The sequence below is a fragment of the Acinetobacter sp. YH12126 genome (genome assembly GCF_013418745.1).
Taxonomy (GTDB): domain Bacteria; phylum Pseudomonadota; class Gammaproteobacteria; order Pseudomonadales; family Moraxellaceae; genus Acinetobacter; species Acinetobacter amyesii.
The window spans coordinates 43424-68980 of the sequence record NZ_VPBM01000023.1 but is presented as its reverse complement, the minus strand read 5'-3'; the positions used below and the strand labels follow the sequence as shown (position 1 = coordinate 68980).

Sequence of the window (25557 nt, the reverse complement as noted above, 5' to 3'; positions counted from 1 at the left end):
AGCAAGAGTGAACCACCTGATCCCTTCCCGAACTCAGAAGTGAAACCTCTTAGCGCTGATGGTAGTGTGGGGTTACCCATGTGAGAGTAAGTCATCGCCAGCTCATTATTCGAAACACCCCCTGACTAGTGCAGGGGGTGTTTTTTTATGCGGGGAGAAATAATAAGAACAATGAAAAACAAAAAATACAGTGACAGCCGGAATAAAATGAATAAGAAATCTAATTATATAGTTAATTTATAAGGCGAATTGTTCCTAATAGAAGAATGAATTAGCTGAATAATGAGTCTAAAAAAGACAAAAAATCGGGCGTTCTCTTCGAAATTATGCTATAAAAAATAAAACGGCATAAAAATTGCTTATAAAGTGCGGTTAATTATAGGGGGAGTTATTAATGAAATTAGCGATGGGGTTAAAGGTTGCCAATTCCTTATCATTAACACCTCAATTACAACAAGCCATTCGTTTATTACAGCTTTCAAGTTTGGAATTGGAACAAGAAATTCAAATCCAACTCGACAGTAATCCTCTATTAGAGAAAGTTGAAGAACAAAATACCGTTGAAAGTTTAAATAGCTTACAAGAACAAGAAAGGGAAAATAAAGACTTAACCAATGAATTAAATGCCGATCATTTACCTGATGAGTTACCAGTGGATACAGAATGGGATGATGTATATACCCATCAACCCACAAGTTTAGGTGCTGCTGAATTTGAAGAGCGCGAAGATAATCGGCAGGGGCATCAAAGTTTACAAGCGCATATGCTTGAGCAAGTTAATCTTTTACACTTTTCTATGATCGATAAACTAATTGCACACTGTATTATCGATGCTTTAGATAACAAAGGTTTTTTAGATTGTGACTTAAATGAAATTACCCAATCGGTTCAGCATCTTTTAGACTCTATGGATTATGAAGAAGAAGTCGAAGATGACGAAGTTTTAGTAGTTTTAAAGCATATTCAGCGTCTAGATCCTGTAGGGGTAGGCTCACGCAATCTTGCCGAATGTTTAATGGTGCAAGTTGAAAATCTTCCTGAACATGTTGAATATCGATATGAAGCTATTTTATTATTGAAAAATTATGAGTTGCTGATTACCAATGAATTACCCAAGTTGATTAAGCAAACGGGATTAAATACAGAACAGCTCAAACTAGCCATTTCTTTGTTAAAAACATTAAAAGCGCATCCAGGGCAAGAATTTGAAGATAAAGATTCAGACTATCAAATACCAGATGTTGTGGTCTTAAAAAAGAATGAACATTGGTTGGTTCAATTAAATCCTGATGTAATGCCAAAACTACGGGTAAATTCTTTTTATGCCAATATGATCAAGCGTGCAGATCAAAGTGACGATAATCAATATTTACGAAATCAAATGCTTGAAGCAAAGAATTTCATTAAAAGTATTGATGAACGACATAAAACTTTATTAAAAGTAGCAACCTGTATTGTTGAGCATCAACGAGCGTTCTTTGAACAAGGACCTGAGGCAATGAAGCCTTTGGTACTACGAGACATTGCCGAAGAAGTCGAACTCCATGAATCCACAGTTTCCCGTGTAACCACAAATAAATATATGCTCACACCACGTGGATTATTTGAGTTGAAATATTTCTTCTCAAGTCATGTTGGAACGTCATCGGGTGGGGAAGCGTCTTCGACTGCAATTCGTGCAAAAATTAAAAAGCTGATTGCAGAAGAAAATACACGTAAGCCTTTGTCTGATAATGCAATTGCAGTTTTGCTTAATGCGGAAGGTATTGATGTTGCTCGTCGTACGGTTGCGAAGTATCGTGAATCGTTACATATTCCATCATCTTCAGAGCGAAAAGTGTTGATCTAAATTTGAAAATCTGACTATTCTAGAGGTTCATTATGACGAAATAATGAATCTCTTTTTTATATAAGGAATAGCCGAAATGATCTGATCGTGTAAATGTATGCTTCGCATATTGAGTTGGATAATTCGGCTTGAACTTTTCAGGTCCTGAAAGAAGGTGAGGGATAGAATTATGCAGATTACAATTCGTGGCCACCATTTAACAATTACGCCAGCAATAGAAGAAAATATTCGTCTTAAATTTGCGGAAATGACCAAACATTTAGATCAGGTCAATAGTATGCAAGTTAAGTTGACTAAAGATCATCAAGTTGATAAACGTTCAAAAAAAGGCAGTGATAATCATATTGCAGAAGCGATTATACGATTACCCGGGACAGAACTTTTTGCGCAAGCGTGTGCTGATGATATGTATACCTCGATCAAAAAATTATCTGAAAAATTAAAAAAACAATTACATAAACATCGAAAAATGCAGCTCATTTATATGCCTTTAACGGTTTAGATTGTACATTGTACAAAAAGAGGTTTTTTATAACCTCTTTTTTTATATATATAATGTATGTGACTAATGAATTATTTTTTAGATTTATAGTAAAATGACGGGTTTTACACCGTTAGTCCTATATGGGGTCTTGTGATGAATAGTGAACAGCTCACTGAAATTTTAAAAGCTGCTTTTCCAGAAGCTGAGGTTGCAGTTAGTGGGCAAGGCGGCAAATTTGATCTACGCATCGTCGATGATCAATTTGAAGGGAAACGTCCTGTTGCTCGTCAACAATCTGTTTATGCACCTTTGAACTCCTACATTGCCAGCGGTGAAGTACATGCAGTAACAATTCGTGCAATGACCAAAGAAGAATGGCGCAAAGCAAGCTTATTCGGAGCTTAATAATTAATGGATAAATTTCTGATTCAGGGCGGTACTAAGCTCGAAGGTGAAGTTCGTATTTCTGGTGCGAAAAATGCTGCATTGCCATTACTCGCTGCAACTATCCTTGCGGATACACCTATTACATTAACCAATGTACCAAATCTTAAAGATGTGAACACCTTAGTGAAATTGATCGCAGGTTTAGGTGTTCAAATCAGTTATGAAGGTGATACGGTTAAGGCTGATACTGCTAGCTTAGATAATCAATTTGCACCATATGAACTCGTGAAAACCATGCGTGCATCTATTTTGGTGCTTGGCCCGTTATTGGCGCGCTATGGTAGTGCAAAAGTGTCTTTGCCGGGTGGATGTGCAATTGGTTCACGCCCTGTAGATCAACATTTAAAAGCTTTAGAAGCACTTGGTGCAGAGATTGAAGTTGAAGCAGGTTATGTGCATGCCAAAGTGGATGGTCGTCTAAAAGGTGGCGAAGTTGTCTTTGATATGGTCACAGTTGGTGGTACTGAAAATATTCTAACTGCTGCGGTTCTTGCAGACGGTGTAACGACCATTCGTAACGCGGCTCGTGAACCCGAGATTACTGATCTTGCTAATATGTTGATCAAGATGGGTGCAAAAATCGAAGGTTTAGACACAGATACTTTGGTTGTTACAGGTGTTGAAAGCCTACATGGCTGTGAATATGCCGTTGTTGCAGATCGTATCGAGACAGGTTCTTATCTTGCTGCTGCGGCAATAACTGGCGGTAAAATCAAAACCACGCATACAGATCCAAACTTGTTGGAGTCTGTACTGGATAAATTTGAAGAAATGGGCGCGGAAGTTACGCGCGGCGAAGATTGGATTGAACTGGATATGATGGGTAAACGCCCGAAAGCAGTAAGTTTCCAGACTTTACCACATCCAGAATTTCCTACCGATATGCAAGCACAGCTGATGGCGGTGAATGCAATTGGTCGTGGTTTTGCCACAATTTCAGAAACGATTTTCGAAAACCGTTTTATGCATGTACCTGAATTAGCACGTATGGGTGCCAATATTCAGGTTGAAGGTAATGATGCTGTTGTTACAGGTGTAGAGAAATTATCTGCTGCACCGGTGATGGCAACTGATTTACGAGCTTCTTTCTCATTGGTTTTAGCAGCACTTGCCGCTGATGGGGAAACGTTGATTGACCGTATCTATCATATTGACCGTGGTTATGAAGATGTTGAAGCGAAGTTACAAGGTTTAGGTGCCCAAATTAAGCGAGTAAGTTAATGAGCGATATGAGAAACGATGATCCCAATTTTGACGTAATGGGCAATTTTGATCATGGTTTAACTTTAGCATTAAGTAAGGGACGTATCTTAAAAGAAACTTTGCCATTGTTGGAAACAGCTGGCATTAACTTATTGGAAGATCCGGATAAATCTCGTAAGTTAATTTTTCCAACGACCCATAAGCACGTACGTATTTTAATTTTACGTGCTTCTGATGTACCAACTTATGTTGAAAATGGTGCTGCAGATATTGGGGTGGCAGGTAAAGATGTGCTGATGGAACATGGTGCACAAAATGTGTATGAACCATTGGACTTAAAAATTGCCAACTGTAAGTTAATGACGGCTGGTAAAGTCGGCATGGTTCGTCCGAAAGGTCGTTTAAAGATTGCAACCAAGTACGTCAATTTAACCCGTCAATATTATGCAAGCTTAGGCGAGCAAGTTGATGTGATCAAACTGTATGGTTCTATGGAACTTGCACCTTTGGTTGGTTTAGGTGATTACATCGTCGATGTTGTGGATACAGGGAACACTTTACGTGCCAATGGTTTAGAGCCTTTGGAAGAAATCTGTAAAGTGTCATCACGTTTAATCGTGAACAAAGCAAGCTTTAAACGTAAACAAATTTTGTTGAATCCAATTCTTGCACAGCTAGAAAAAGCCGTGGAAGAACGCGAGCAAGCAAAAAAAGCATAAGTTGTTAAGTTTCTAGCTATGCTGATCAAACCGCTCAAATCTGGGCGGTTTTTTTATGAAAACTAAGAAATAATGATAAAACTGTATTTTCACCAATTTTAACGAAAGTTATTTTCAATAAAACTCCACATGAACACATGCGATAGATATCCACAAGCTGCGCTAAAACAGGTAAACTAATCTTTTCCAATAGATTACCTTGTGGGTAAATTGATGCGACGTTTATCGACTCAAGATCAAAACTTCAAGCAAGCTTTTGCTGACTTGCTGGCTTTTGAAACTGTGAATGATCCAGAACTTTTAAAAACCGTTGACCAAATCATTGCTGATGTTCGTCAGTATGGTGATGCTCATGTTCTTAAATTGACACAGCAGTTCGATCGACATCCAGCGCATCAATTCTCAGAATTAGAGCTGACGCAAGCACAACTGAAAGCAGCATTTGAGGGTTTAAGTTCAGAAGTGCGTGAAGCCTTAGAACTGGCTGCGAACCGTGTTCGTGAATTTCACCAAGCGCAAAAGCAAGATGGCTGGACTTATGTAGATGCTTTAGGAAATACCCTTGGTCAAAAGGTCACACCGTTGGACCGTGTAGGTATTTATGTACCAGGCGGTTTAGCTTCTTATCCGTCTTCTGTATTGATGAATGCTGTACCTGCGCATGTTGCTGGCGTGCCTGAAATTATTATGATGGTGCCTGCACCGAATGGTGATTTAAATCCATTGGTTTTGGCAGCAGCCTACTTAGCAGGCGTACACCGTGTATTTACCATTGGCGGCGCGCAAGCGGTTGCAGCATTGGCTTACGGCACAGAAAGCATTCCATCTGTGGATAAAATCACTGGCCCAGGCAACCGTTTCGTTGCTGCAGCAAAACGTGCGGTATTTGGTCAAGTTGGCATTGATATGATTGCAGGGCCATCCGAAATTTTGGTCTATGCAGAAGGTCAAAACAACGCTGAATGGCTGGCTATGGATTTGTTGTCGCAAGCGGAACATGACACTGTGGCTCAAGCGGTGTTCATTACGCCAGATGCGGATCTTTTAGATCAAGTGGAACAATGGATTGAAAAGCATTTAGAAGCGTTACCAAAAGCGGATATTGCGCGTACTTCAATCGAAAACCGCGGCGCATTGGTTTTAGTCAAAGACCGTGCTGAAGGCGCCGAATTGATTAACCAAGTTGCGCCTGAACATTTGATGCTGTGCTTGGATCAAGCACAGGAAATGGCTGAAGATATCCGCCATGCCGGCGCGATTTTCATGGGTCGATATACACCGGAAGCGATTGGTGATTATTGTGCAGGTCCAAACCACGTGTTGCCAACCTCCGGCACAGCGCGTTTCTCATCACCGCTCGGTGTTTATGATTTCCAAAAGCGCTCAAGTTTAATCATGTGTTCTGAAGATGGCGTGAAAACTTTAGCGAAAACGGCTGATACATTAGCGCAGCAGGAAAACTTAGATGCGCATGCGAGATCTGCGAGATATCGTTACCAGTAATAAAATATAGACTAGGTGAAAAACTTAGTTTTCCAAAACTATAAACCTCTCCCTAACCCTCTCCTGAAAGGAAAGGGGAAATCTCATAAAATGAATATTCCTCTCCCTGAACGAGCTTTAAGGATTCCTTTAAAGCGAAGTGCAAGAGGGGTTAGGAGAGGGTGAAAAAGAGCAAAATAAAATGCCAAATATTACCTCTGAACAAATGCGTTTTTGGAGCCCTGATGTACGTGAATTAGAACCGTACACACCGGGTGAGCAGCCTAAAATCCAAAATATTTTAAAACTCAATACCAATGAAAATCCGTATCCGCCATCGCCAAAAGTGGTGGAAGCAGTTCAAAAAGTATTGGCAAATTCTGCTGATGTTTTACGTTTATATCCAGATCCAGATGCGTCTGAGTTAAAGCAAGCGATTGCAAAACAGCAGCATGTACCTGTTGAGCAGGTCTTTGTCGGCAATGGCTCGGACGAAGTGCTGGCGCATATTTTTAAAGCCTTTTTTGTGCAAGAACTGCCGGTTCTGTATCCAGATATTACCTACAGTTTTTATCCGGTATATAGCCAATTTTTTGGTATAGCTGCCAATACTAAAATTTTGCCGCTGAACGATGACTTTGAAATTGTGGTGGATGACTATAAACAGCCAAATGGCGGCATCATCATTACCAATCCGAATGCGCCTACTAGCATTGCTTTAGGTTTGTCTGCAATTGAGGAAGTCCTGCAAGCTAATCCAAATTCAGTGGTTGTGATTGATGAAGCGTATGTCGATTTCGGTGCTGAATCTGCTGTGGCCTTGGTTGCAAAATATGAAAATCTTGTGGTTTGTCAAACGACGTCTAAGTCGCGTTCATTGGCCGGTTTGCGTGTCGGTTTCGCGATTGCGCAGCCGCATTTAATCGCAGCGCTTGAGGCGGTAAAAAACAGCTTTAACTCTTATCCGATGGACCGTTTTGCGATTGCAGCAGCCGTGGCGTCATTTGAGGATCAAGCGTATTTTGAAGCGCAAAATGCCAAGGTGATTGCGAGCCGTGAAAAACTAGTAGAGCAGCTGTCTGAGCTGGGCTTTAAGGTATTGCCGTCTGCGGCAAACTTTATTTTTGCCTCATTGCCAAATAAAGATGCAGGTGAGTTGGCTGCTGAATTACGCGAACGCGGGATTATTGTGCGTTACTTTAATAAGCCGCGGATTAATCAATTCCTACGTATCACCATTGGTACAGATGAACAAAATCAGCGCCTTGTGGATACGCTTAAAAACGATATTTTGGCTTGATTGCTGCAAGCTACTATAGATTTAAATCTACCCTAATCTTCCTTTCGAAAAGGTGAGAAGCACTGCTTCGCAAGGGGGGGTATAAAAAAGCGATTCAATTGAATCGCTTTTTTTGTTTAATCTTCCGTATACCACGTGTTTAACAAATCCAGCATCGCTTCGACTTTATCAAAGCATTCTTGATATTCAGCATCGCAATCTGATGCGATGGTGATTCCGCCACCTGCCCACAGCGAAACCTGATCTTGGTATTTTTGAATAGAGCGGATTAAAATATTCCAAGAGCCCGTGCCATCGTGATTAAAATAACCCATCGAGCCGCAATAGGCGCCGCGAGGAGCACCTTCAAGTTCATCAATGATTTGCATCGCGCGAATTTTAGGTGCGCCGGTAATCGAACCGCCCGGCAGTGCTGACATCAGAACTTCAAAAGGGTTTACATCTGTTTTCAGCACGGCCTCAACTTCACTGACCATGTGATGCACTTGGTTAAAACTTTCAATATCAAAAAGTTTAGGTGTTTTTACAGAACCTGTTTCAGCATAAACACTCAAATCATTACGCAGTAAATCGACAATCATGACATTCTCAGCCATGTCTTTTTCAGATGATTTTAATCGTTGTTTTGACTGCGCATCTAAAACTGGATCTTCATAGCGAGGCATCGTGCCTTTGATTGGTTTAGTAATAATCTTGCGTTTAGGCTTAAAATCTATAAAAAGTTCAGGCGAACAACTTAAAATTTCAAAATCATTAATACGTAAGTAGCCTGAATATGGTGCATCAGTCAGTGACCAAAATTCTTGAGCAGTATCTAAGAGTGAACCGTTTGCTTGAGCTGTGAACTCTTGTGTTAAATTAATTTGATAGCAATCGCCCGCTTTAATATATTCCTGAACTTGATCAAAGGCTTTTGTGTAGTCTGACTTGGACCATCTTGCAGTACATTTTTGTCTTAATTTAAATTGATTCTGAGTGATCTCTGTTTGAATGAACTGATCAATGTAGTCGTAAATTTGAGCTGCAGAATGATCAGAACTATAAAAATACCAACCATCATTTTCTAGTCTTAAGAAACTAGAAAATTGTCCTAAAAACAAGCGAGGTTGCGCTTTGGCGTGCAAGGAAATCTGTTGCTGCGCTGCATAATCATAGCTAATAAAACCAGCCCAGCCCCCAGAAAACCCGCTGCCTAAGTTTGAACATAAATCTTGGAAGGCAATATTTTGCAAGGGCTGAGTATCAGATTCCTCATATTGATCTAAATTGGTACGGACATAAGCTTTAAGTTCATCATTCTTCAATTGTTGATATTGATTTGCCAAAAAGCAAATAACAGGTTGGTTTTGATCTTCTAAAAAAATCACATGTGACAAGGGCGCAAGCGCTTGCAAAATCTTTTGAGCACTAACAGTTTGTTTGAGAATAAATTTTTTAAAAGAAATTGGTTTTTGCATCAACAGAAAAATTAACTTTAAAGACTAAAATGGATTTTATACCATTCCTAATTCATTTGGTTTGCAAATACCGTTTATCGGTAAGAATTAGATTGCGACCAACAACAGTTGAACAAATTTCAGCTTGGATATAATTTAATCGAGCGAGCAAACAACTCAAGGAAAGATTTAGCAGTTGTCACAAAATAATATTACAGCTGAATAAATCGAGTGGTTGAAAATCAAAAAAAATAAATACTCTTGGGAGAGTACCGTATGAAAAATTTCACTAAATTAGCTCTAGTTTCTTCAATCGCATTTAGTGCGAATGCTATGGCTATGCAAGCAATGGACGATGCTGCACTTAGTTCAACCACTGGTCAAGATGGTATTAACATCGGGATTGGTATCTCTAAAATTGAAATTGAAAAACTTTTCATTCACGATAACGACGGTTTAACGGACACAGCTAAGGGCGGTACAAGTACTGCTGGTGCGATCGTTATTCAAGGTAACAAGAAAGCTGGTGATCCTTTAGAAAATAAAGGTATCGTTATTGGTGCAAACTATGATAACGGTGGAGCTTATCTTCTCGCTTCTCGCAATTTAGCTGATTTACGTATTGATACTGATGCTGGTACTGGTGCAAATGGTGCATTCATTAACATCGCAGCTGATGTTTCTGGTTTAGATATCAAAATCGGTGAAATTGGCGTAACAGCATCTGGTACAGCGGGTACTACAGGCATTCGCCGTGGTGGTGACGATAACAACTACAATGCAATTTTATCTGGCCTTTCTCTAAAAACTGGTCCAATGACTGCAAATGTTCAGTTGGGTGCTGCTCCACAAGGTGCAATGATTAAACTGAGTACGAAAATGGTTGGTGGTTTAGAAATTAAAGATCTTGGTATCCTTGATGCATCAACTAAAACGGCTACACGCGAAGCAGGTGAAATCTTTATCGAAAGCATCAAAGTTGCTGATGCTAATAAAACTGACCTAACGATTAACCAAGATGTTCGTGTTTATGGTAAAGAAGGCACAAACAATGGTTATATTCAAATGGTAAGCAACTCTGGTCCAATTGATAACTATGTGAAAGGTATTCATTTAGGAAGTAAAGACGCTGGTTCAATTGGTGATATCGAAGTTCAAGGCTTACAAACGTTCTACAGCCCAGCAATGGGTGTATATAACCAAGGTTCTGTAATTACAATTTCTAGTAAGTAATTTAGAATAAAAATAAGGCGCGTGTTGATCACGCGCTTTTTTTTACAAAAAAGTGCGGAATGACCCAATAAAGCATAAAAAAATGCTGTTTTTTTATAAAAAAAAAGGTATCTTGCATAATACATGGATGTAGAGCAATAGCTCTAAATAATAATGAAAAAAGGCACATCATTGCCGATAACTAAAAGTTAGAAGATATGTTAGAGATAGCAGTAGGCTCGGCATTGATGTATTACTTTGCCAAAGAGTCCTTTGATTTAAAAGAAAAGCCAGTCGGAACAGTTCACTATACCGAAACATTGGATTCACGAAATGATTCCTTTACTCGGATGCACCGTGAATCTGTAAAAATTAAACCTGCCATAGAAGATCAATTTCGAGGCATCGTTCGGCAAGCTTATGACTACAGTTGTGGTTCAGCAGCCTTAACCACTTTATTAAATGGTTATGTCGGGACACAGCTAACTGAGCAACAGACCATGAATGGTTTGCTGAAATTTGGTGAAACTGAAAAAATCATCGAACGTCGAAGTTTCTCCTTATTAGACATGAAACGTTTTGTCGCTGCTGTGGGGCTAGACAGTGGGGGCTACAAAGGTGAGTTTTCAGATCTAGTTAAGCAAGGTCAGCCTGCGATTGTTCCCATTTCATATGCTGGTTTTAAACATTTTGTGGTTTTTAAAGCCTATAAAGATGGGCGTGTTTATGTTGCAGATCCAGCACTGGGCAATATCAGTTTCGATGAAGTTAGATTCCAAGAAATATGGGAAAACAACACATTATTCTTAATCAACGTTGCGCCTGAGCAACGTAAAAATTTATTAGCTTTGCAAGATTCAGACTTGCGACATGTTGAAGATGCAACCGTGAACCGTTATGCATTGGTTGATATTCAATATCCGCAGTTTTACATGGAAAAAATTGCAGACAAGGCATCTACGATACGACTTGATAAAAACATGAATGAAGAGTCGGAGTCATATGGTAAATCGAATTACAACTTTCTAAGGCTTTACTACAAGAGTAAATGATTAGATGAAAGCGTATAACAAAGTGTCAGGATTAAAAAAATAACAACGGTGGGAAGGAACATGAATCGTAAATGGATGAACAAAACACTACTAGCCATGAGTATTCAGGTGGTGATGGGGGTTGCCTATGCAGCTGAAGAGCCAAGCCTTGGAGAATATGATCCAGTTGAACAAGAGACAGTCGTAGAAGAGTCTGTATCTCCTGCTACTGTGAACCAAGCTGATACTGCACAAGAAGCTGCTGCCGAGCCTGAAATTGGACAGTATGAATCTGTTGAAGAGCCAGTACAATCTGAGGCACCACAAGTCGAAAGTGCTACTGCCACTGAAAAGGCATCGACAGCACTTCAACAGCAAGAGGGTGATGCGAGTCAAGAAGCTAACTTACAGGAAGTATTTAGCTCGAATGAACGTCAGTATTCATTGATTAAAAAAGGTGAAATATCATCTTTTTACGATATCGATTATACTTATTACCGTGATACTCAACTTGATATGGAGATGGCACAAGGCCAACTTTATCAACTCCGTGTACAAGAGAATGCCACACATTCAATGACCAATACATTTACCGTGCAATACGGTGTAATGGACAATTTGACATTCTCTGCATCTGTGCCTTTAGTGGCGAAAACTGATTTATTAAAAGATACTTCAACTGCTGGTTTAGGGGATATTTCTTTAGGCGCACGTTGGGAACCATTCCCATTGAAGCAAGGTCGTTTGCCACTGATTTTATTTGGTAATTTGTCTACGAAAACAGGTGATAGTCCATACGAAGTCAATGCAGTAAATGATCTAGCAACAGGTAAAGGTTACTATTCGGCAGGTATCGGTGCGAGTACGCGTAAATATATTGACCCCGTTGTGTTGTTTGCATCTGTTTCAGCTAACTATGGTTTCAAAGAAACGGGTTTAAACCAACGTCGTGGTACGCGTGTCATTGAAGAGTTTGAACCGGGAATTAGTGGTGGTTTTGCATTCGGTTTTGCATACTCGTTTAACTACGATGTTTCCCTCACCATGTCATATCAACAAAGTTTCAACACCGGCGCAGAATTTACATATAGCAGTGGCGAATCCTATTCACCTGCAGACCAAACCAGCTCAACTCTCGCGATTTCTTTAGGTGTACGTGTATCTCCAGATACGATTGTGAACGGTACGGTGGGGCTAGGTTTAACTGAAGATGCACCAGACGTGTCTTTAGGACTTTCTTTCCCGTTAGATATTCTAGGTTTTGGAAAAAAACTTCGTTAAGAGGGCTGTCGTATGCGTAAAATTCGACTCAGCCCACTTTTTAGTGCGATCGTTTTAACGGGCTGTTCTAGTGCTGCTTTTGCACAATTGGGTACCAACCTTTCAGTTGATGTACGGTCACTTGCATTAGGGAATGCAGTAACTGCTGATCCTCCGGGGATTAGTGCCGTGCATTTTAACCCTGCAGCATTAACTAAAATTGAAGGTTTGCAAACCGATATGCAGGGGATCATTGCAAACTTTGATATTCAACGTGAATTTACCGTCCCTGCGGGTTATAACGTCTTTGGTTATTCAGATGACCCAATGGTCTGTAATGATGGCCCTGAAGTAACGGCAGATATTTGTACGGACTTTAAAGATAAGGTTTCTGGTGATGTTGAATATGCATCCCTATATGTACCTGTCTTAAAAAAGATGGTGGATTTTGGTGCTGGCCAACCCATTGCCGCACCAACGATGGGGATTGCCTATAATCCACCAGGTTCTAAAGCAACATTTGCATCCGCCGTTTATGCGCCTTTGATTGCGGGTTTTGGTGCTGAAAATGGCAACCCCGGTAATTTTATGGGGCAACAAGTTGCTCTAGAGCGTATTACTTATCTATCGCCAACTGTGGGTTATCAAGTTAGTGATGAGCTATCGATTGGTGGTGGTGTAGGGATGTCCTATCAAGCCATTGGATTGAAATCAGATCTACGATTTCCCAATGAGTTGATCGGCATGTTAAGGATGATTGATGAAGTCGTCTGTACGCCATTCAAGGAAAATTCGGACATTATTACCGACATCTTGCTATTGGGGATGTGTAATACCGAAGAAGGGATGAACCCATTTGGCAAATTTGGTCAGATGGAATTGGCTTTAGAGCAGTCACTAAGCCCAAGTTATAACTTAGGGGTTTTGTGGGAGCCACGCGAAGATTTTAGTTTTGGTATGGTGTACCAAAGCGCTGCGAAAATGCGCATGAAAGGCCGTTATCGCATTCATAATGCAAAAGCGCCTCAGGAGATGATTAAGGGTTTAATGTCATCACCAACAGGTCAAATTTTAGCTGCAATTTTAGGTTTCCCAAATGCCGTGCCAAATTCGGAGTCGGGTTTGGTTTCGATGGATTTTGAATATCCACAGCACGTACAGGCCGGGATCAAGTATAAGGTCATGCCTGATTTACAAATCAATTTTGATGTGGGCTGGACCGATTATCGTGCTTGGGACAAATTCCGTTTTGAATTCGACCGTCAAATTTCAGCGCTGAAAATTGCAAAATTATTATCTGAAAATGTGACCGATAATTCTTTGGCCTTACCTTTGAAATTTACATCGCCTTGGAACTGGGGTATTGGTATTGAATATTCTGCAACAGATCGTTTGAAATTACGTGCAGGCTATGAACCAAGGAGTACCTCTATTCCTGATGGTAAGCGAAATACCATGGTCCCAATTAATGGTGCGCAGCTCTTTGGTATGGGGATTGGATATCGTTTTGATGCAGATACGGATTTAGATTTATCAATCGGCTTTTTACGCAGTAAAGATAACATTCCAGCGAATACTAGTAGTCTTGCAAACTTAACCGGTGTGAATAACTTACTTTTAAATCCATATGCTGGACTGAATGTAAAAACCGATACGAAAATCACCATCCTAGGATTAAATTACAGAACTCGTTGGTAGGATAAGCAGACAGAATGAAAAGGATTTTATTCATAAAAACGTTACTTGCACTGTCTGTGGTGCAAGTGTCGTATACCAACGCTGGGGCGTTTCATACCATTATTGGGCCAGATGGGCGCCCAATGGTGGTACAAGTGCAAGAAAAACCAGCAAAGAAACCTAAAGAAAGTCCAACTGCTAAAACGATAGACTCTCAACCTGTACAACAAATTATTCAACCATCCGTAAGCATTAGTCCGTCTCAAACCAAGACACCGATGACACGTCAAACGAGTCCAACAGCACAGGCTGTTGGACCGGTGAATTCTCAACATTTAAGTATACGCGAGCCGGAAAAACGGGATGAAATTAAAGCTGTCACAGTAGATAAAATTAAAGACGTCTCAGGGGATAAACTTCGCAAATCTGAAAAGTCAGCACAAGCGGCAGATACGACAGCAAAAGTCTTGCCTTCAACCGCATGGACAGAAAATTTACAGCAATCAGAGCTAGCCCAACCTCGTGAAGCGTATCAGTCCAAAGTTCTAGCTGGAAAAGATAAACCTGTCGTTGAGAAAAAGATCCTTGCTGAGAAAGTAGTCAGTACTGATCAATCCGTACGATCTTCAGGTGAAAACTTAGAAAATAATCCTTCAAAACAATCGGCTAAGGCAAAACAAGAGCAAGGCTTTTCGACCATGGCTGGTGAAAAGTATGTCAATAATGAATATCTTGAAGATAAAGAGTTTAACTTAGAAGGCAAAAAGCGCTTTTACACCATGCCCGAAGGCGTTATTGATAGCAAGATGGGGCAAACGCGGATGCAAACCATTGAACGTGAAAAAGGTGTCAGTCGCTCCGTCATTGATAATTTATTTAAACGTAATCAACCCGAAGATACAGGCCCAATCACTTTAGCCACATCATATTATCGGGTGTCACAAGCTGACACCATTCAAGGTTTAGGTCAGCAATGTTTTTCGAATAAAAAAATGAAGAAAGCCAAAGAGCTCGACTTAGCTCAAGATATTAACTTATGGCCTCGAGCACCATTATCTGACGAATTTGACTATGAAGTCGTAAAACTAAAATCACCATTACAAAATATTCGTATACATTCATTTGCATCCAAAGTACAAAATCCTACATTTTATTGGCCATTTGCGGTATTTTTAGACAAAAATGGATGTGTCATGGAAGGCGCAGGTGGATTCAAAAATAACCAAGGTGAAGCGGATCATCTTTACCATGAAAAAATTGAAGGCGTGATTCAAGTGCCTAAAGGTAGCCAGTATTTATTTTTAACGCCTTTAGCAACAGCAATTGACGTCGATGGTCGCGTATTAACCAATCAAGGCCAACTTAAATTAACAGCAATCCGTTAAGGACATAAAAAAGAGAATTAGGATGAAAAATAAAATTTTATTACCGTTTGCTTTAACGGCATTGGTTGCAGCGCTCAGTGGCTGTGGCGGTGAAAGTGCAAATGTGAATCCTGAAATTTATGATACCAGTACAACCAATGGTACCTGTAAAAGTAATACCGAAGGCTGTGTTGAGTTCGTTTTAGATTATCCAATTGAAGGTCTGAATTTTAATTGTTCGAGCGACGTTAAAAATACCTACATTACTTTATTTGATCTAAAAGAAGGTGTTTCGACAGGTGCCTGTAAAATTGGCGATACGGTGACTTTCTTTGTTCAAGGTGAAAAATCACGTCGAATTGATTTGGGTAAAGTAGATTTGAAACAAATTTCAAATGTAGCTAGTGGCACGACACCCCCACGTTTGACCTTATTGGATTTGGCTGCCGGCATCGCGGGTAAACCTGCTGCAACGATTTCAAATACCGACGCAACAGTTAAAGTGGCCATGCGTTTGGCTAAAATTATTCAAGCCTTGGCTTTGAAAAATAACAGCGCAGTTACAGCTACAGATATCCAAGCGGTTTATATCAACAATGCAGATAAAGTATTGATTGATCAAATCACTCGGAATGTCGCGACAGCGGATTTCAGTATCAGTTCAGATACGGAATTTAATGACCTGTTTACACCTTGGCTAGACTTGTCCGAAGTCAGCAATGAAAACGCATTTACCTTAGTTTCAAAACTCATGAATATCTCAACCGCTGCGGTATATCAGCCTGAGTTTGCGTTATTTTCAACGGATGGCGTGATTACCAATGCCAGCGGTTCAAATGGACTGGTGGGCTGCGACAAAAATGAATGTTTGCCGACCGATAGTTCAAAAGTCAATTTGTTTGGTCATTTCATGTTAATGACGGACCGCCAAGGCATGACTTTTGGTAGTGGTTTACAGTGGAAGGGTAAAGTTGATCAACAGTTGAGTACCATTGGTGGTGTGAATGTCTTGCTCTTGACGCAGGTACGACCAACACGTTTAACTGCAACGCCACAGGATAATTGGATTGATCCGCTTACAAAGCAAATTGATAAACCTGGCATACTGGGTTTCCGTTTTGATGCAGAAGAAGCCAACTCTGGCCCTTTGATTATTAAACAAGGGACGCTACTTGCCGACAAAATGGTGGTCGGTACAGGTGGAAGTTTATATAAAACGTTAATGGCTAAAAAAGATGATTACGTTCTGACGGCCGATGATAAGAAAAAATTAGGTCTTTGGGAGCAAAACATTAACCAAGTGCAATTTAAAGGCACGATGGATTTATACAAGCTTTATCCGTTATCGTATTTAGACAAAAAAGTCTTTAAGTCTGTTGAAAATGTTGCTACTGGACAAAATTATATCTTCCCCTTGTATGCAGATTTAACCTTTAAATTTACCGATACTTCGATTAAAACAGTGAAATTGGGTGTGGTGATTGACCGTAATGGTGATATTCGCACAAATATAAAATCTGGCGTGCCAGACGATGTATTTACTCGTCAAGATAGCCAAATTGTCGACTTGTCTACACACGCGACGGAAGGCTGTAGCGGAAAAGATGTGCTTGACCCACTGTTAATGAAAGATGACAAAGGTGTACAGCAATATCGTATCGGAACGACAACCCGTACCTTTACGCCTGAAGGAAATATCAATCCAAATACCATTTCGATTCGTATGATTTTAGCTGACCCATATTTCCATACCCTTGATGGCGCGCTGATTGGAATGAACTCAAGTGTGAAAACTTCAGCGGATACATCAATGGTTGTAGGCGGTGCTTTAGTGCAGTTACACAATATGATTAATGCCAATGCAGGCACACGTCCCTCTGGCGTTGCTTTGACAGATTCGGATAATAAAGTGGTGAAGTGGGGGAATAGTTTGGCCAGCTTTAGTTATATTTATAGCTTAAAAAATCCAAACGATACTGCTGCGGCTCAAACGGCGAAGTTAAGCGGTGGTGATATTTCTTTAGAGTTGGCCCCTTGTTACACCATCAAGACAAAATAATCGTCAAATATGAGTAAAATAAAAAAGCCCATCAGTGATGGGCTTTTTTAATATTGAGAGCAGCAAATTAACCAGTGTGATCGAGTCGCGTACCAAGGGTTTCGAGATGCATTTCAAACTGACCTGTTTTGCGGTCAGCAAAATAATGCCGCAGCGTTCTTTCCACACTTGGAAAGGCTAAATCATCCCAAGGAATATCTTCTTCACTAAACAATCGTGATTCAATGGTTTCATCACCCGCACCAAATTCACCATTGATTAGTTCAGATTTGAACAAGGCATAAATTTGCCCAATACGGGGAATGTTATACATGCAATATAGTTGCTCAATGTTGACTTCTGCTTCGGCTTCTTCGCGAGTTTCACGCGCTGCACCTTGCTCCATCGTCTCATAGAGTTCCATATAGCCAGCGGGCAATGTCCACAGCCCATAGCGTGGCTCAATCGCACGACGGCAAAGTAAAACTTGATTGTCCCAAACGGCTAAAGCACCACAAATGACTTTAGGATTCACATAATGAATAAACCCACATGCGGTACAAATACGGCGTATCTGATGATCTCCAAGCGGGATCGCTTCTTTTGTTTTTTGTCCGCAGTTTGAGCAAAAGTTCATATTCATCGTCATGGATTGTGTGAACCGTCAGAATAACTTAAAAATAAAACTTTGGCATCATTTCTAACCAGCTTGGCCGAAATTCAGCTATGATGAAAATAAGATAATTATAAGGATGTAATGTGGATGGATGAGGGTTTATTGACTCAGCGATTGCAGCAACGTTTACGTTTTTCTAAGCGTATTCAACCTGCGCATGCTGCTGTATTGATTGCGATTACCCAAGAAGATAATCCACGCATTTTATTGACCCGCCGCTCACTCTATATGAATAATCATGCCGGTGAGGTGTCCTTTCCCGGTGGCAAACGTGATGCCCAAGACACCAGTAATATCGTGGTGGCGTTAAGAGAAGCTCAAGAAGAAACCGCTCTAAATCCATTTGATGTGCAACTTTTGGGTGATTTACCAATGCAAAAAGCACGGAATGGAATGTTAGTTAAACCGATCGTGGGATTGATCCCGCCTGACGTAAATTTAATACCTCAACCCACTGAAATTGACCGTATTTTTTTTGCATCATTAAGACAGCTTTTAGAAACACCGCCAACGCCATATGAAGTTCGTTTTGCCCAGCAATCGCTTTATTTTCCCAGTTTAAGAATCGAAAACGAAATCGTATGGGGCTTGACTGCACGGATGCTGATTTCCTTATTTCAATATGGTCTGAATTATCAAAAAGAATGGCCTTTTTTATTAAATTCTCCTTCATTTCATTTGGGCCGTGAGCCATAAATCATTTTTAGAAAGTCAAAATAGGATGTTTGATCATGTTGTACAAATTTCAAGGATATAGCCCGAAAGCCACGCATCAACCTTGGGATGGTTGGGTTGCAGAAAATGCAACGGTCATTGGGAAAGTTGAATTAGGCCGAGAAGTGAGTGTCTGGTTCGGAGCCGTCATTCGAGGGGACAACAGTCGTATCAAACTGGGTGATTTTACCAATGTACAAGAAAATGCGGTGCTGCATACCGATGCCGGCATTGAAATGATCATTGGTGATTATGTCACGATTGGGCATCAAGCCATGCTACACGGATGTACCGTAGGTGATAATAGTCTGATCGGAATCAATGCCGTGGTTCTAAATCATGCTGTGATTGGTAAAAATTGCATCATTGGTGCGAATGCTTTAATTCCAGAAGGGAAGGTGATTCCGGATAATTCTGTTGTGATGGGTTCACCGGGTAAAGTCGTCAAGACTTTAGATGAGCAAGCCGAAGCACGTCTAAAAATGAGTGCCTTGCACTACGCCGCTCATTTTAAACATTTTACTCAACTCGAAGTCGCTGAACTTTAGAGCGCTATACATGGTAAGCAAAAAAGCCTCGACGTTTGTCGAGGCTTTTTTATAGATTAAATACAGAAAGCGCTGAGTCTGTGGTGGAAAATCTCGCGAACTGCGATGGAGTGGAGTATCATATTCAACGTTTTTTAAGATTAACTTTAATTAAGGTTGCGCATGAAATTACTGGCATTGGAAACTGCCAATGAGCAGTGTTCCGTCTCGATTGTAGATGAAACTCAAGAGCTTTATTTTCAACTCGATTTACGGGCAAAAGCGCAGACACAAACCATTCTCCCAATGATTGAGCAAGGGCTTAATCAAACTGCTATTGAGTTAGCGGGTTTAACTGCGATTGCATTTAGTCGTGGGCCTGGCTCATTTAGTGGTGTCCGTATTAATGCAGCGGTAACACAAGCCTTGGCATGGGCCAATGACGTACCTGTTGTTCCAGTATCGACTTTGCAAGCTTTGGCTCAAGCGGCGCATCGTCTACATGGTTTGACTGAAATAACTGCAGTCCTTGATGCACGCATGCAAGAAGTGTATATCGCAAGCTATCAACTCGATGCCAATGGCATTATGCAGGCTGTAGATGAAGAACAATTATTAAGCTACGCAGATGCCACACCACAGATCAAATTTACTGTCGTGGGTTCTGGTAGTGAGCTCATTCAATCAGAACAAACACAATACAAAGACTTAAGTGCAACAGCACAAGATATTGCTACTATTGCCCGCGAAGCGGCGCAAAGAAAAGCATGGGTGAGTGCTGAACTTGCATTGCCCGTATATTTACGAGATAACGCCTGGAAGAAAATTTCAGAACAAGGCAAGCCATAATTAGGGTTATATATGGATCTTCTACTGCTGCTCAAAGCGGCAATCATGGGTATTGTTGAAGGTATTACCGAATTTTTACCGATTTCAAGTACAGGGCATTTAATTCTGGCTTCAGAATTAATGAACTTTTGGACCAAAGAAAAAAGTGATGTTTTCGTGATCGCAATTCAAATGGGTGCGATTGCGGCGGTGATTTATGAATACTGGGGCCGCCTGTGGGGCGCAGCAACCGGTATGGTGACTGGTGAAGAAAAAGGTCGCCGTTTAGGTTTTGGCTTAATTCTCGCTTCGATTCCAATCGTGTTGATTGGTTTGACGTTTGGTCAGACGGTGAAAGAACTGCTGTTCAATAACATTGCGATTGCTATGGGGTTGATTATCGGTGGTTTGATCATTATTTGGATCGAAAAAAATCCACCGCAGGTGCGTGCCAAAGAAGTAGAAGATTTAACCATTAAAGATGCGATTTGGATTGGTTTAATTCAAGTTTTGTCTTTAATTCCAGGGACTTCACGTTCAGGCGCAACTATTATTGGTGCTATGTTCTTGGGTGTTTCTCGTAAAGCAGCCACTGAGTTTTCATTCTTTTTGGGTATTCCTGTTATTGTCGGTGCAGGTTTGCTGGATTTATATCAAAGCTATGATGTATTTCAAGGCACTCAAGATTGGACTGTGATCGCCGTTGGTTTAATCGTTTCATTTGTCTCTGCATTGATTTTAATTCGTGCGCTTGTCGCTTATGTGGCAAAACGTGATTTCATGATTTTTGCGTGGTATCGAATTGTTTCAGGTTTATTGATTTTATTGTTCGCATTTACAGGCTGGAAATTATGGTAAGCGAAATCCGCTTATACACAGAACAAGAGTTTCATGAGAAAGCACAGCAGTATTCTGCTGTGCTTTCTTCACGTGGTGTATCTGTAAATATTGAATTGATTGAAAAATTAAACGCGCGTTTTTTACGTTTAAACTCTGAACTCAGTTTGTGTGTCGACGCAGATGGTTTGTGGTTAGCGGCCAATGGCATGAAGATGCAACCCGATTGGAAAGCAGAAGTGGGGCGTTTAAAGCGAGCATCCTTAAAGTCTGAGATGATTGCACGTGCGTGTAATTTGGCTGAAAAGCCACAGCTTGTGGATGCAACCGCAGGGCTAGGGCACGATAGTTTATTGATGGCACATCTGGGTGCGCATGTGACCCTTGTGGAACGTCATCCAATTTTATTTACCCTATTGGAAGACTCACATCAACGCGCGCAGAAAGATGCATTTTTAAGTTCGGTTGTGGCACGAATTGAATTGGTCTTTTCAGATTCGGCAGACTTTTTGAAACATTTGTCGACGACCAATCAAATCTTTGATGTGGTTTATCTCGATCCGATGTTTCCACAGCGAGATCAAAACCAGCAAGCCGTCAAAAAGCAAGCTCAGGTCAAAAAACAAATGCAATTATTGCATTTGCTGTTACCTGAAGATGGTGAGATGGATTTAGGTGATAATTTACTGGATTTAGCACAAAAAATTGCTAAACGTGTCGTGGTTAAACGTCCACGATTGGCGGTTTTTTTAGCGAATCAAGAGCCACAACATCAGTGGCAAGGTGATGCTTGTCGCTTTGATGCATATTTCCAACATGATCTTGTGACTTAAAATGATATTTGCTTCAATATTGTTCAAAGATTTGTTATATAGTTAAAAAATAGCATTGCTAAAAACGACATCAGGCATAAAATTATTTGTGCAATTAAGCGAGCCAAGGCCACCATTAGAACTCTATGATTGATTTCAAACCCTCCATCAATTTTTGGCATGATTTTAAAAGCAACCAAACTGCGGGGATGTGGTTATTTTTTGGGTCTCGTCGTTCTTTACAAATCGTTCGTCCATCGATTTTACAATTGGTGTTTTGGGGGATTTTAGGTGGTTGTGCCAATAGTTTATTTAGTTGGCTCAGCACGGGGCGTATTGGTGAATTTAACGCTCAAGGTCTTATAAGTTATGCATTGTGGCCATTTATTGCTTTAATTGTGGGGATTTTCCTATCACAACGTGTAAATAATCCACGGTTAATGTTGGTCCCTGCATTGCTTTGGTTGGTGCTTGATACGCACATCATGTTGTTTCAATGTTTGATTCAATATTTGGGAGATCTCGATTTTCTCCCATATTTTCTGTATGACTACATTCCAACGTTATTCATTATTCTATTTGTTTGGCAAAGTTTGGCTGTCGTTTGGGTGTTTTCACGTGAGCTGAAATGGCCATGGTGGGAGCGTGCACTGATTATGGGTGCGACGCTATTTACTTTGGTCGTATGGCAAGTCTCAGTCAAAGATCAGCCGATTTGGAAAGTAGAAGAAGTTCCTCCAAGCTTTGCTGAAGATGCATTTTATGCACAAAGCCGTTTACTCAATAAATCCTTAGATGCAGTGGAATATGGTGAATTTGCCCAATCCCATTGGTACTTCTTAGGGGTGGCGGGTGCGAGTTATCAAGATGTTTTTAAACTGGAAATTGAACGGATTAAAGAACAGTTTGATACACGTTTTGGCACCTATGGGCGTTCGGTTGAGCTGATCAATAACCCTGCAACGCGCACTGAAATTCCGCTGGCATCTAAAACCAGTATGGAGTTGGCGCTGCGTCGTATTGGTCAACAGATGAACCGAGAAAGTGACGTCTTATTTTTATATATGACCTCACATGGTTTACCAAATGTCTTTGAAATGGAAAATGCACCTTTGGATTTGGCGCAAGTCGATCCTAAATGGTTAAAAGAAGCCTTGGATGCATCCGGAATTCGTTGGCGTGTGATTGTCATTTCTTCATGTTATTCAGGCAGTTTTATTCCAGCACTGCAAAATGATAATACTTTAATCATTACTGCATCGGCAGCTGATCGACAGTCTTTTGGCTGTTCGAATGAAGCTGAATACACCTATTTTGGTCGTGCGTTCTTTGATCAGGCGATGCGTGAGCAGACCAGTATTCAAGCGGCATTTAATGAAACCAAAGCGACTGTAGCGAAATGGGAAGCAGCGCAAGGTTTCGAACCTTCTGAACCACAGTGGTCGATGGGGAAAAACATGGCATTAATGTTGCCTCAATTAGAACAACGATTGTTCCCGCCGACGACTACTGCACCGGCTACGACGGTTACGCCTTAAAAGATCAAAAAAGTTTAGGATAAAGATCATGGAATTAGTACAACGAAATACCTGTTTTGCGGGTGAGCAGCGCATTTATCAATTGGATTCTTCAAGTCTAAAAACCCCAACAAAGTTTGGTATTTTTCTGCCAGAAGCAGCCTTGCAAGGCCAAGCGTGTCCTGCATTGTTTTATTTGGCGGGATTAACCTGTACTGAAGAAACCTTTGCCATTAAAGCGCATGCTCAGCGTTTAGCTGCGCAGCTCGGCCTGATTTTAATCAGCCCTGATACTTCTCCACGTGGGGAACAGGTAGCGCAAGGCGATCATTGGGATATTGGGCAGGGTGCGGGCTTTTATATTAATGCAACGGAACAACCGTGGGCCGAGCATTATCAAATGGAACGTTTTCTTACTGAAGAATTGTATTCGCTGGTACAGGCTGAATTTCCGGTACAAAAAGCTGCGATTGGCATATTCGGACATAGTATGGGCGGTCATGGTGCATTAACTTTAGCGTTGAAGCATCCTGACCTGTTTAAATCGGTTTCTGCTTTTGCACCGATTTGTGCGCCGAGTCAGTGTCCATGGGGCGAAAAAGCTTTTAGTCAATATCTAGGTTCAGACCGTCAGCAGTGGCTTCAGCACGATGCTACAGCTTTAGTGCAATCCAAAGGGGCTTTGTTTAAAGCCATTTTGATTGACCAAGGCATTGATGATCAATTTTATAGCCAGTTAAATCCGGCTTTGTTTAAGAAAGCGTGTGAGCAAGTTGGGCAGCCACTCGAACTGCGTGAACATGCAGGCTATGATCATGGTTATTATTTTATTCAAAGTTTTATGGACGATCATTTGCAATTTCACGCTGTCCAATTGCAAACAGCGGTTCATTAATTCTAAAGTCAGTGGTTAAAAATATTGAGGCATAGCTTGCTTTGATATACGTATAAATAAAGCATGGTGATGAGCATTGCCATGCAAATGAATAAATTCGACATACCAAAAAAAATAATTTAGGGTACTTATGCAAAATTCACAAATTGAAACGCCGCTTCCGCCAGAGCTGCCCGTGATGAATCCACCGAGTCTATTTGGTGAGACAGAACAGGCTAATGTTTTGGGACGAAATTATCATTTTAGGTTTAAAGGTAATGCGTCTGAATATTTCGGTATTTGGATCGTGAATATCTTACTGACAATTGTCACGCTTGGACTTTATGCGCCTTGGGCAAAGGTCCGCCGTTTACGTTATTTTTACGGTAATACTTGGGTATTTCAGCGTCGTTTTGACTTTACTGGTTTGCCTACAAAAATTTTAGTTGGGCGCATCATTGCGCTAGTGGTCTATGGTGGTTTCTCTTTTGCTGCAAAATATTCTTGGGAAGCTTTCTTAGCGGGCTTTGTCCTGATCTTTTTCGCAGTTCCTTGGCTCATTCGATCTACGATTCGTTTCCGTGCTCGCAACAGTAAGTTTAGTAATAGCCGATTCTTTTTTTCAGGGACGAATAAAAGCGCGTATTGGTGCTTTGTTAAATGTCTTGCGGTGGTTGTCTTTACCCTTGGGTTGTTTACACCAGTTGCGGTCTGGCTATATAAACGTGAATGTCTGAATCATTTGTATCTGGGGCAGTTGAAATTTAATCTGAATAATACGTGGGGCGATTATATGCGCGCCATGTATGTGCCTTTATTTCTGTTTATGGGTTTTGGTGCATTGCTGGCAGTGATCTTTGCGATATTGTTTGGTAGCTCAGATGGTTTAAATGACGCATCTTATGTCTTCATTATTTTTGGTATGTATTTGATTGGCTATATGTTTATTTGGCCACTCACAGCTGCACGTATTTTTATTACCACTTGGAATAACACCACGTTGAGCCGCAGTCAGTTTCATACGGACTGTAATCAATGGCGCTATGCATGGATTGTCTTGAGCAATTGGTTGGCTAAAGTGATTAGCCTCGGTTTACTGACACCATGGGCAGTTGTACGACTATATAAATATCAGACGGAATCTTTGCATTTAATGTTGGTCGATGATCCTGATCAATTACAAAATCAAATGCAGCAAGATCACAATGCAATTGCTGAAGAATTATCCGATATTTTTGACCTAGATATTTCCTTATAACGCAGGTGAATT

Annotated in this window: 23 protein-coding genes and 1 rRNA gene; 22 read left to right on the top strand and 2 right to left on the bottom strand. The window is 40.7% G+C overall.

The window, feature by feature from the left end; all coding sequences use genetic code 11:
- The 8 genes from rrf to hisC form a co-directional block, all read left to right on the top strand.
- A 5S ribosomal RNA gene (rrf, locus tag FTU62_RS15205) occupies positions 1-103 on the top strand; the annotation flags it as partial.
- Between the two features lie 291 nt (positions 104-394).
- Positions 395-1849: an RNA polymerase factor sigma-54 gene (locus FTU62_RS15200; RefSeq protein WP_078192378.1), complete on the top strand. Its 1455-nt coding sequence runs from the start codon at positions 395-397 to the stop codon at positions 1847-1849.
- A 169-nt stretch (positions 1850-2018) separates the two neighbouring features.
- Positions 2019-2351: a ribosome hibernation-promoting factor, HPF/YfiA family gene (hpf, locus tag FTU62_RS15195; protein WP_078191195.1), complete on the top strand. Its 333-nt coding sequence runs from the start codon at positions 2019-2021 to the stop codon at positions 2349-2351.
- Between the two features lie 135 nt (positions 2352-2486).
- Positions 2487-2738, top strand: a complete 252-nt coding sequence (gene ibaG / locus FTU62_RS15190) for a BolA family iron metabolism protein IbaG (RefSeq protein WP_078191194.1) — start codon at positions 2487-2489, stop codon at positions 2736-2738.
- Positions 2739-2744: 6 nt separating this feature from the next.
- Positions 2745-4001, top strand: coding sequence for a UDP-N-acetylglucosamine 1-carboxyvinyltransferase (murA, locus tag FTU62_RS15185; RefSeq protein ID WP_180103105.1), 1257 nt, complete (start codon positions 2745-2747; stop codon positions 3999-4001).
- Positions 4001-4702: an ATP phosphoribosyltransferase gene (gene hisG / locus FTU62_RS15180; RefSeq protein WP_180103104.1), complete on the top strand. Its 702-nt coding sequence runs from the start codon at positions 4001-4003 to the stop codon at positions 4700-4702. Before murA ends, hisG begins: the two co-directional genes overlap by 1 nt.
- Positions 4703-4903: 201 nt before the next feature.
- Complete coding sequence (gene hisD, locus FTU62_RS15175) at positions 4904-6205, top strand: histidinol dehydrogenase (protein WP_180103103.1); 1302 nt, start codon at positions 4904-4906, stop codon at positions 6203-6205.
- A gap of 181 nt (positions 6206-6386) precedes the next feature.
- On the top strand, positions 6387-7484 hold the full coding sequence (gene hisC, locus FTU62_RS15170) for a histidinol-phosphate transaminase (RefSeq protein ID WP_180103102.1): 1098 nt from the start codon (positions 6387-6389) through the stop codon (positions 7482-7484).
- 116 nt (positions 7485-7600) lie between these two features.
- On the opposite strand, the gene pabB is transcribed toward hisC, so the two are convergent.
- A complete protein-coding gene (gene pabB / locus FTU62_RS15165) occupies positions 7601-8941 on the bottom strand; it encodes an aminodeoxychorismate synthase component I (protein WP_180103101.1) in 1341 nt (446 codons plus the stop codon).
- A gap of 255 nt (positions 8942-9196) precedes the next feature.
- Here pabB and FTU62_RS15160 point away from each other — a divergent pair, with 255 nt between their 5' ends.
- From FTU62_RS15160 to FTU62_RS15135, 6 genes are all read left to right on the top strand, one after another.
- A complete protein-coding gene (locus FTU62_RS15160) occupies positions 9197-10153 on the top strand; it encodes a DUF6160 family protein (protein ID WP_180103100.1) in 957 nt (318 codons plus the stop codon).
- A 197-nt stretch (positions 10154-10350) separates the two neighbouring features.
- A complete protein-coding gene (locus FTU62_RS15155; RefSeq protein WP_111884773.1) occupies positions 10351-11184 on the top strand; it encodes a C39 family peptidase in 834 nt (277 codons plus the stop codon).
- Between the two features lie 60 nt (positions 11185-11244).
- Entirely contained in the window at positions 11245-12444 is a 1200-nt protein-coding gene (locus FTU62_RS15150; RefSeq protein ID WP_180103099.1) for a hypothetical protein, read from the top strand.
- 12 nt (positions 12445-12456) lie between these two features.
- Positions 12457-14121 carry an OmpP1/FadL family transporter gene (locus tag FTU62_RS15145; RefSeq protein ID WP_111884775.1) on the top strand — a complete coding sequence of 555 codons (1665 nt, stop codon included), beginning with the start codon at positions 12457-12459 and terminating at the stop codon, positions 14119-14121.
- Between the two features lie 14 nt (positions 14122-14135).
- Complete coding sequence (filE, locus tag FTU62_RS15140) at positions 14136-15485, top strand: putative pilus assembly protein FilE (protein WP_180103098.1); 1350 nt, start codon at positions 14136-14138, stop codon at positions 15483-15485.
- Between the two features lie 22 nt (positions 15486-15507).
- A complete protein-coding gene (locus tag FTU62_RS15135) occupies positions 15508-17523 on the top strand; it encodes a hypothetical protein (RefSeq protein WP_180103097.1) in 2016 nt (671 codons plus the stop codon).
- A gap of 67 nt (positions 17524-17590) precedes the next feature.
- Here FTU62_RS15135 and FTU62_RS15130 read toward each other — a convergent pair whose 3' ends face one another.
- Positions 17591-18139, bottom strand: a complete 549-nt coding sequence (locus tag FTU62_RS15130; RefSeq protein WP_078192366.1) for an NUDIX hydrolase — start codon at positions 18137-18139, stop codon at positions 17591-17593.
- 126 nt (positions 18140-18265) lie between these two features.
- Here FTU62_RS15130 and FTU62_RS15125 point away from each other — a divergent pair, with 126 nt between their 5' ends.
- The 8 genes from FTU62_RS15125 (at position 18266) to FTU62_RS15090 (ending at position 25545) form a co-directional block, all read left to right on the top strand.
- Entirely contained in the window at positions 18266-18874 is a 609-nt protein-coding gene (locus FTU62_RS15125; protein WP_180063946.1) for a CoA pyrophosphatase, read from the top strand.
- 35 nt (positions 18875-18909) lie between these two features.
- A complete protein-coding gene (locus tag FTU62_RS15120; protein WP_180063945.1) occupies positions 18910-19440 on the top strand; it encodes a gamma carbonic anhydrase family protein in 531 nt (176 codons plus the stop codon).
- 162 nt (positions 19441-19602) lie between these two features.
- Positions 19603-20268 carry a tRNA (adenosine(37)-N6)-threonylcarbamoyltransferase complex dimerization subunit type 1 TsaB gene (gene tsaB / locus FTU62_RS15115; RefSeq protein WP_180103096.1) on the top strand — a complete coding sequence of 222 codons (666 nt, stop codon included), beginning with the start codon at positions 19603-19605 and terminating at the stop codon, positions 20266-20268.
- Between the two features lie 12 nt (positions 20269-20280).
- A complete protein-coding gene (locus FTU62_RS15110) occupies positions 20281-21105 on the top strand; it encodes an undecaprenyl-diphosphate phosphatase (RefSeq protein WP_078191179.1) in 825 nt (274 codons plus the stop codon).
- Positions 21099-21917 (top strand): class I SAM-dependent methyltransferase, encoded by an 819-nt coding sequence (locus FTU62_RS15105; RefSeq protein ID WP_218948634.1) that lies wholly within the window; start codon positions 21099-21101, stop codon positions 21915-21917. Before FTU62_RS15110 ends, FTU62_RS15105 begins: the two co-directional genes overlap by 7 nt.
- A gap of 125 nt (positions 21918-22042) precedes the next feature.
- A complete protein-coding gene (locus FTU62_RS15100) occupies positions 22043-23434 on the top strand; it encodes a C13 family peptidase (protein WP_180021433.1) in 1392 nt (463 codons plus the stop codon).
- A gap of 28 nt (positions 23435-23462) precedes the next feature.
- Positions 23463-24308 carry an S-formylglutathione hydrolase gene (gene fghA, locus FTU62_RS15095; RefSeq protein ID WP_180103095.1) on the top strand — a complete coding sequence of 282 codons (846 nt, stop codon included), beginning with the start codon at positions 23463-23465 and terminating at the stop codon, positions 24306-24308.
- A gap of 130 nt (positions 24309-24438) precedes the next feature.
- Positions 24439-25545: a YjgN family protein gene (locus FTU62_RS15090; protein WP_180103094.1), complete on the top strand. Its 1107-nt coding sequence runs from the start codon at positions 24439-24441 to the stop codon at positions 25543-25545.
- Positions 25546-25557: the final 12 nt, after the last annotated feature.

What these genes read in the sequence shown, in the direction of transcription:
- FTU62_RS15110 (WP_078191179.1), top strand. Translation starts at nt 20,281, where the DNA reads ATGGATCTTCTACTGCTGCTCAAAGCGGCAATCATGGGTATTGTTGAA.
- FTU62_RS15130 (WP_078192366.1), bottom strand. Translation starts at nt 18,139, where the DNA reads ATGAACTTTTGCTCAAACTGCGGACAAAAAACAAAAGAAGCGATCCCG.
- murA (WP_180103105.1), top strand. Translation starts at nt 2,745, where the DNA reads ATGGATAAATTTCTGATTCAGGGCGGTACTAAGCTCGAAGGTGAAGTT.
- FTU62_RS15160 (WP_180103100.1), top strand. Translation starts at nt 9,197, where the DNA reads ATGAAAAATTTCACTAAATTAGCTCTAGTTTCTTCAATCGCATTTAGT.
- FTU62_RS15145 (WP_111884775.1), top strand. Translation starts at nt 12,457, where the DNA reads ATGCGTAAAATTCGACTCAGCCCACTTTTTAGTGCGATCGTTTTAACG.
- ibaG (WP_078191194.1), top strand. Translation starts at nt 2,487, where the DNA reads ATGAATAGTGAACAGCTCACTGAAATTTTAAAAGCTGCTTTTCCAGAA.
- FTU62_RS15125 (WP_180063946.1), top strand. Translation starts at nt 18,266, where the DNA reads ATGGATGAGGGTTTATTGACTCAGCGATTGCAGCAACGTTTACGTTTT.
- tsaB (WP_180103096.1), top strand. Translation starts at nt 19,603, where the DNA reads ATGAAATTACTGGCATTGGAAACTGCCAATGAGCAGTGTTCCGTCTCG.
- FTU62_RS15135 (WP_180103097.1), top strand. Translation starts at nt 15,508, where the DNA reads ATGAAAAATAAAATTTTATTACCGTTTGCTTTAACGGCATTGGTTGCA.
- FTU62_RS15155 (WP_111884773.1), top strand. Translation starts at nt 10,351, where the DNA reads ATGTTAGAGATAGCAGTAGGCTCGGCATTGATGTATTACTTTGCCAAA.
- FTU62_RS15090 (WP_180103094.1), top strand. Translation starts at nt 24,439, where the DNA reads ATGCAAAATTCACAAATTGAAACGCCGCTTCCGCCAGAGCTGCCCGTG.
- FTU62_RS15200 (WP_078192378.1), top strand. Translation starts at nt 395, where the DNA reads ATGAAATTAGCGATGGGGTTAAAGGTTGCCAATTCCTTATCATTAACA.
- pabB (WP_180103101.1), bottom strand. Translation starts at nt 8,941, where the DNA reads ATGCAAAAACCAATTTCTTTTAAAAAATTTATTCTCAAACAAACTGTT.
- hpf (WP_078191195.1), top strand. Translation starts at nt 2,019, where the DNA reads ATGCAGATTACAATTCGTGGCCACCATTTAACAATTACGCCAGCAATA.
- FTU62_RS15120 (WP_180063945.1), top strand. Translation starts at nt 18,910, where the DNA reads ATGTTGTACAAATTTCAAGGATATAGCCCGAAAGCCACGCATCAACCT.
- hisG (WP_180103104.1), top strand. Translation starts at nt 4,001, where the DNA reads ATGAGCGATATGAGAAACGATGATCCCAATTTTGACGTAATGGGCAAT.
- fghA (WP_180103095.1), top strand. Translation starts at nt 23,463, where the DNA reads ATGGAATTAGTACAACGAAATACCTGTTTTGCGGGTGAGCAGCGCATT.
- hisC (WP_180103102.1), top strand. Translation starts at nt 6,387, where the DNA reads ATGCCAAATATTACCTCTGAACAAATGCGTTTTTGGAGCCCTGATGTA.
- FTU62_RS15105 (WP_218948634.1), top strand. Translation starts at nt 21,099, where the DNA reads ATGGTAAGCGAAATCCGCTTATACACAGAACAAGAGTTTCATGAGAAA.
- filE (WP_180103098.1), top strand. Translation starts at nt 14,136, where the DNA reads ATGAAAAGGATTTTATTCATAAAAACGTTACTTGCACTGTCTGTGGTG.
- FTU62_RS15150 (WP_180103099.1), top strand. Translation starts at nt 11,245, where the DNA reads ATGAATCGTAAATGGATGAACAAAACACTACTAGCCATGAGTATTCAG.
- FTU62_RS15100 (WP_180021433.1), top strand. Translation starts at nt 22,043, where the DNA reads ATGATTGATTTCAAACCCTCCATCAATTTTTGGCATGATTTTAAAAGC.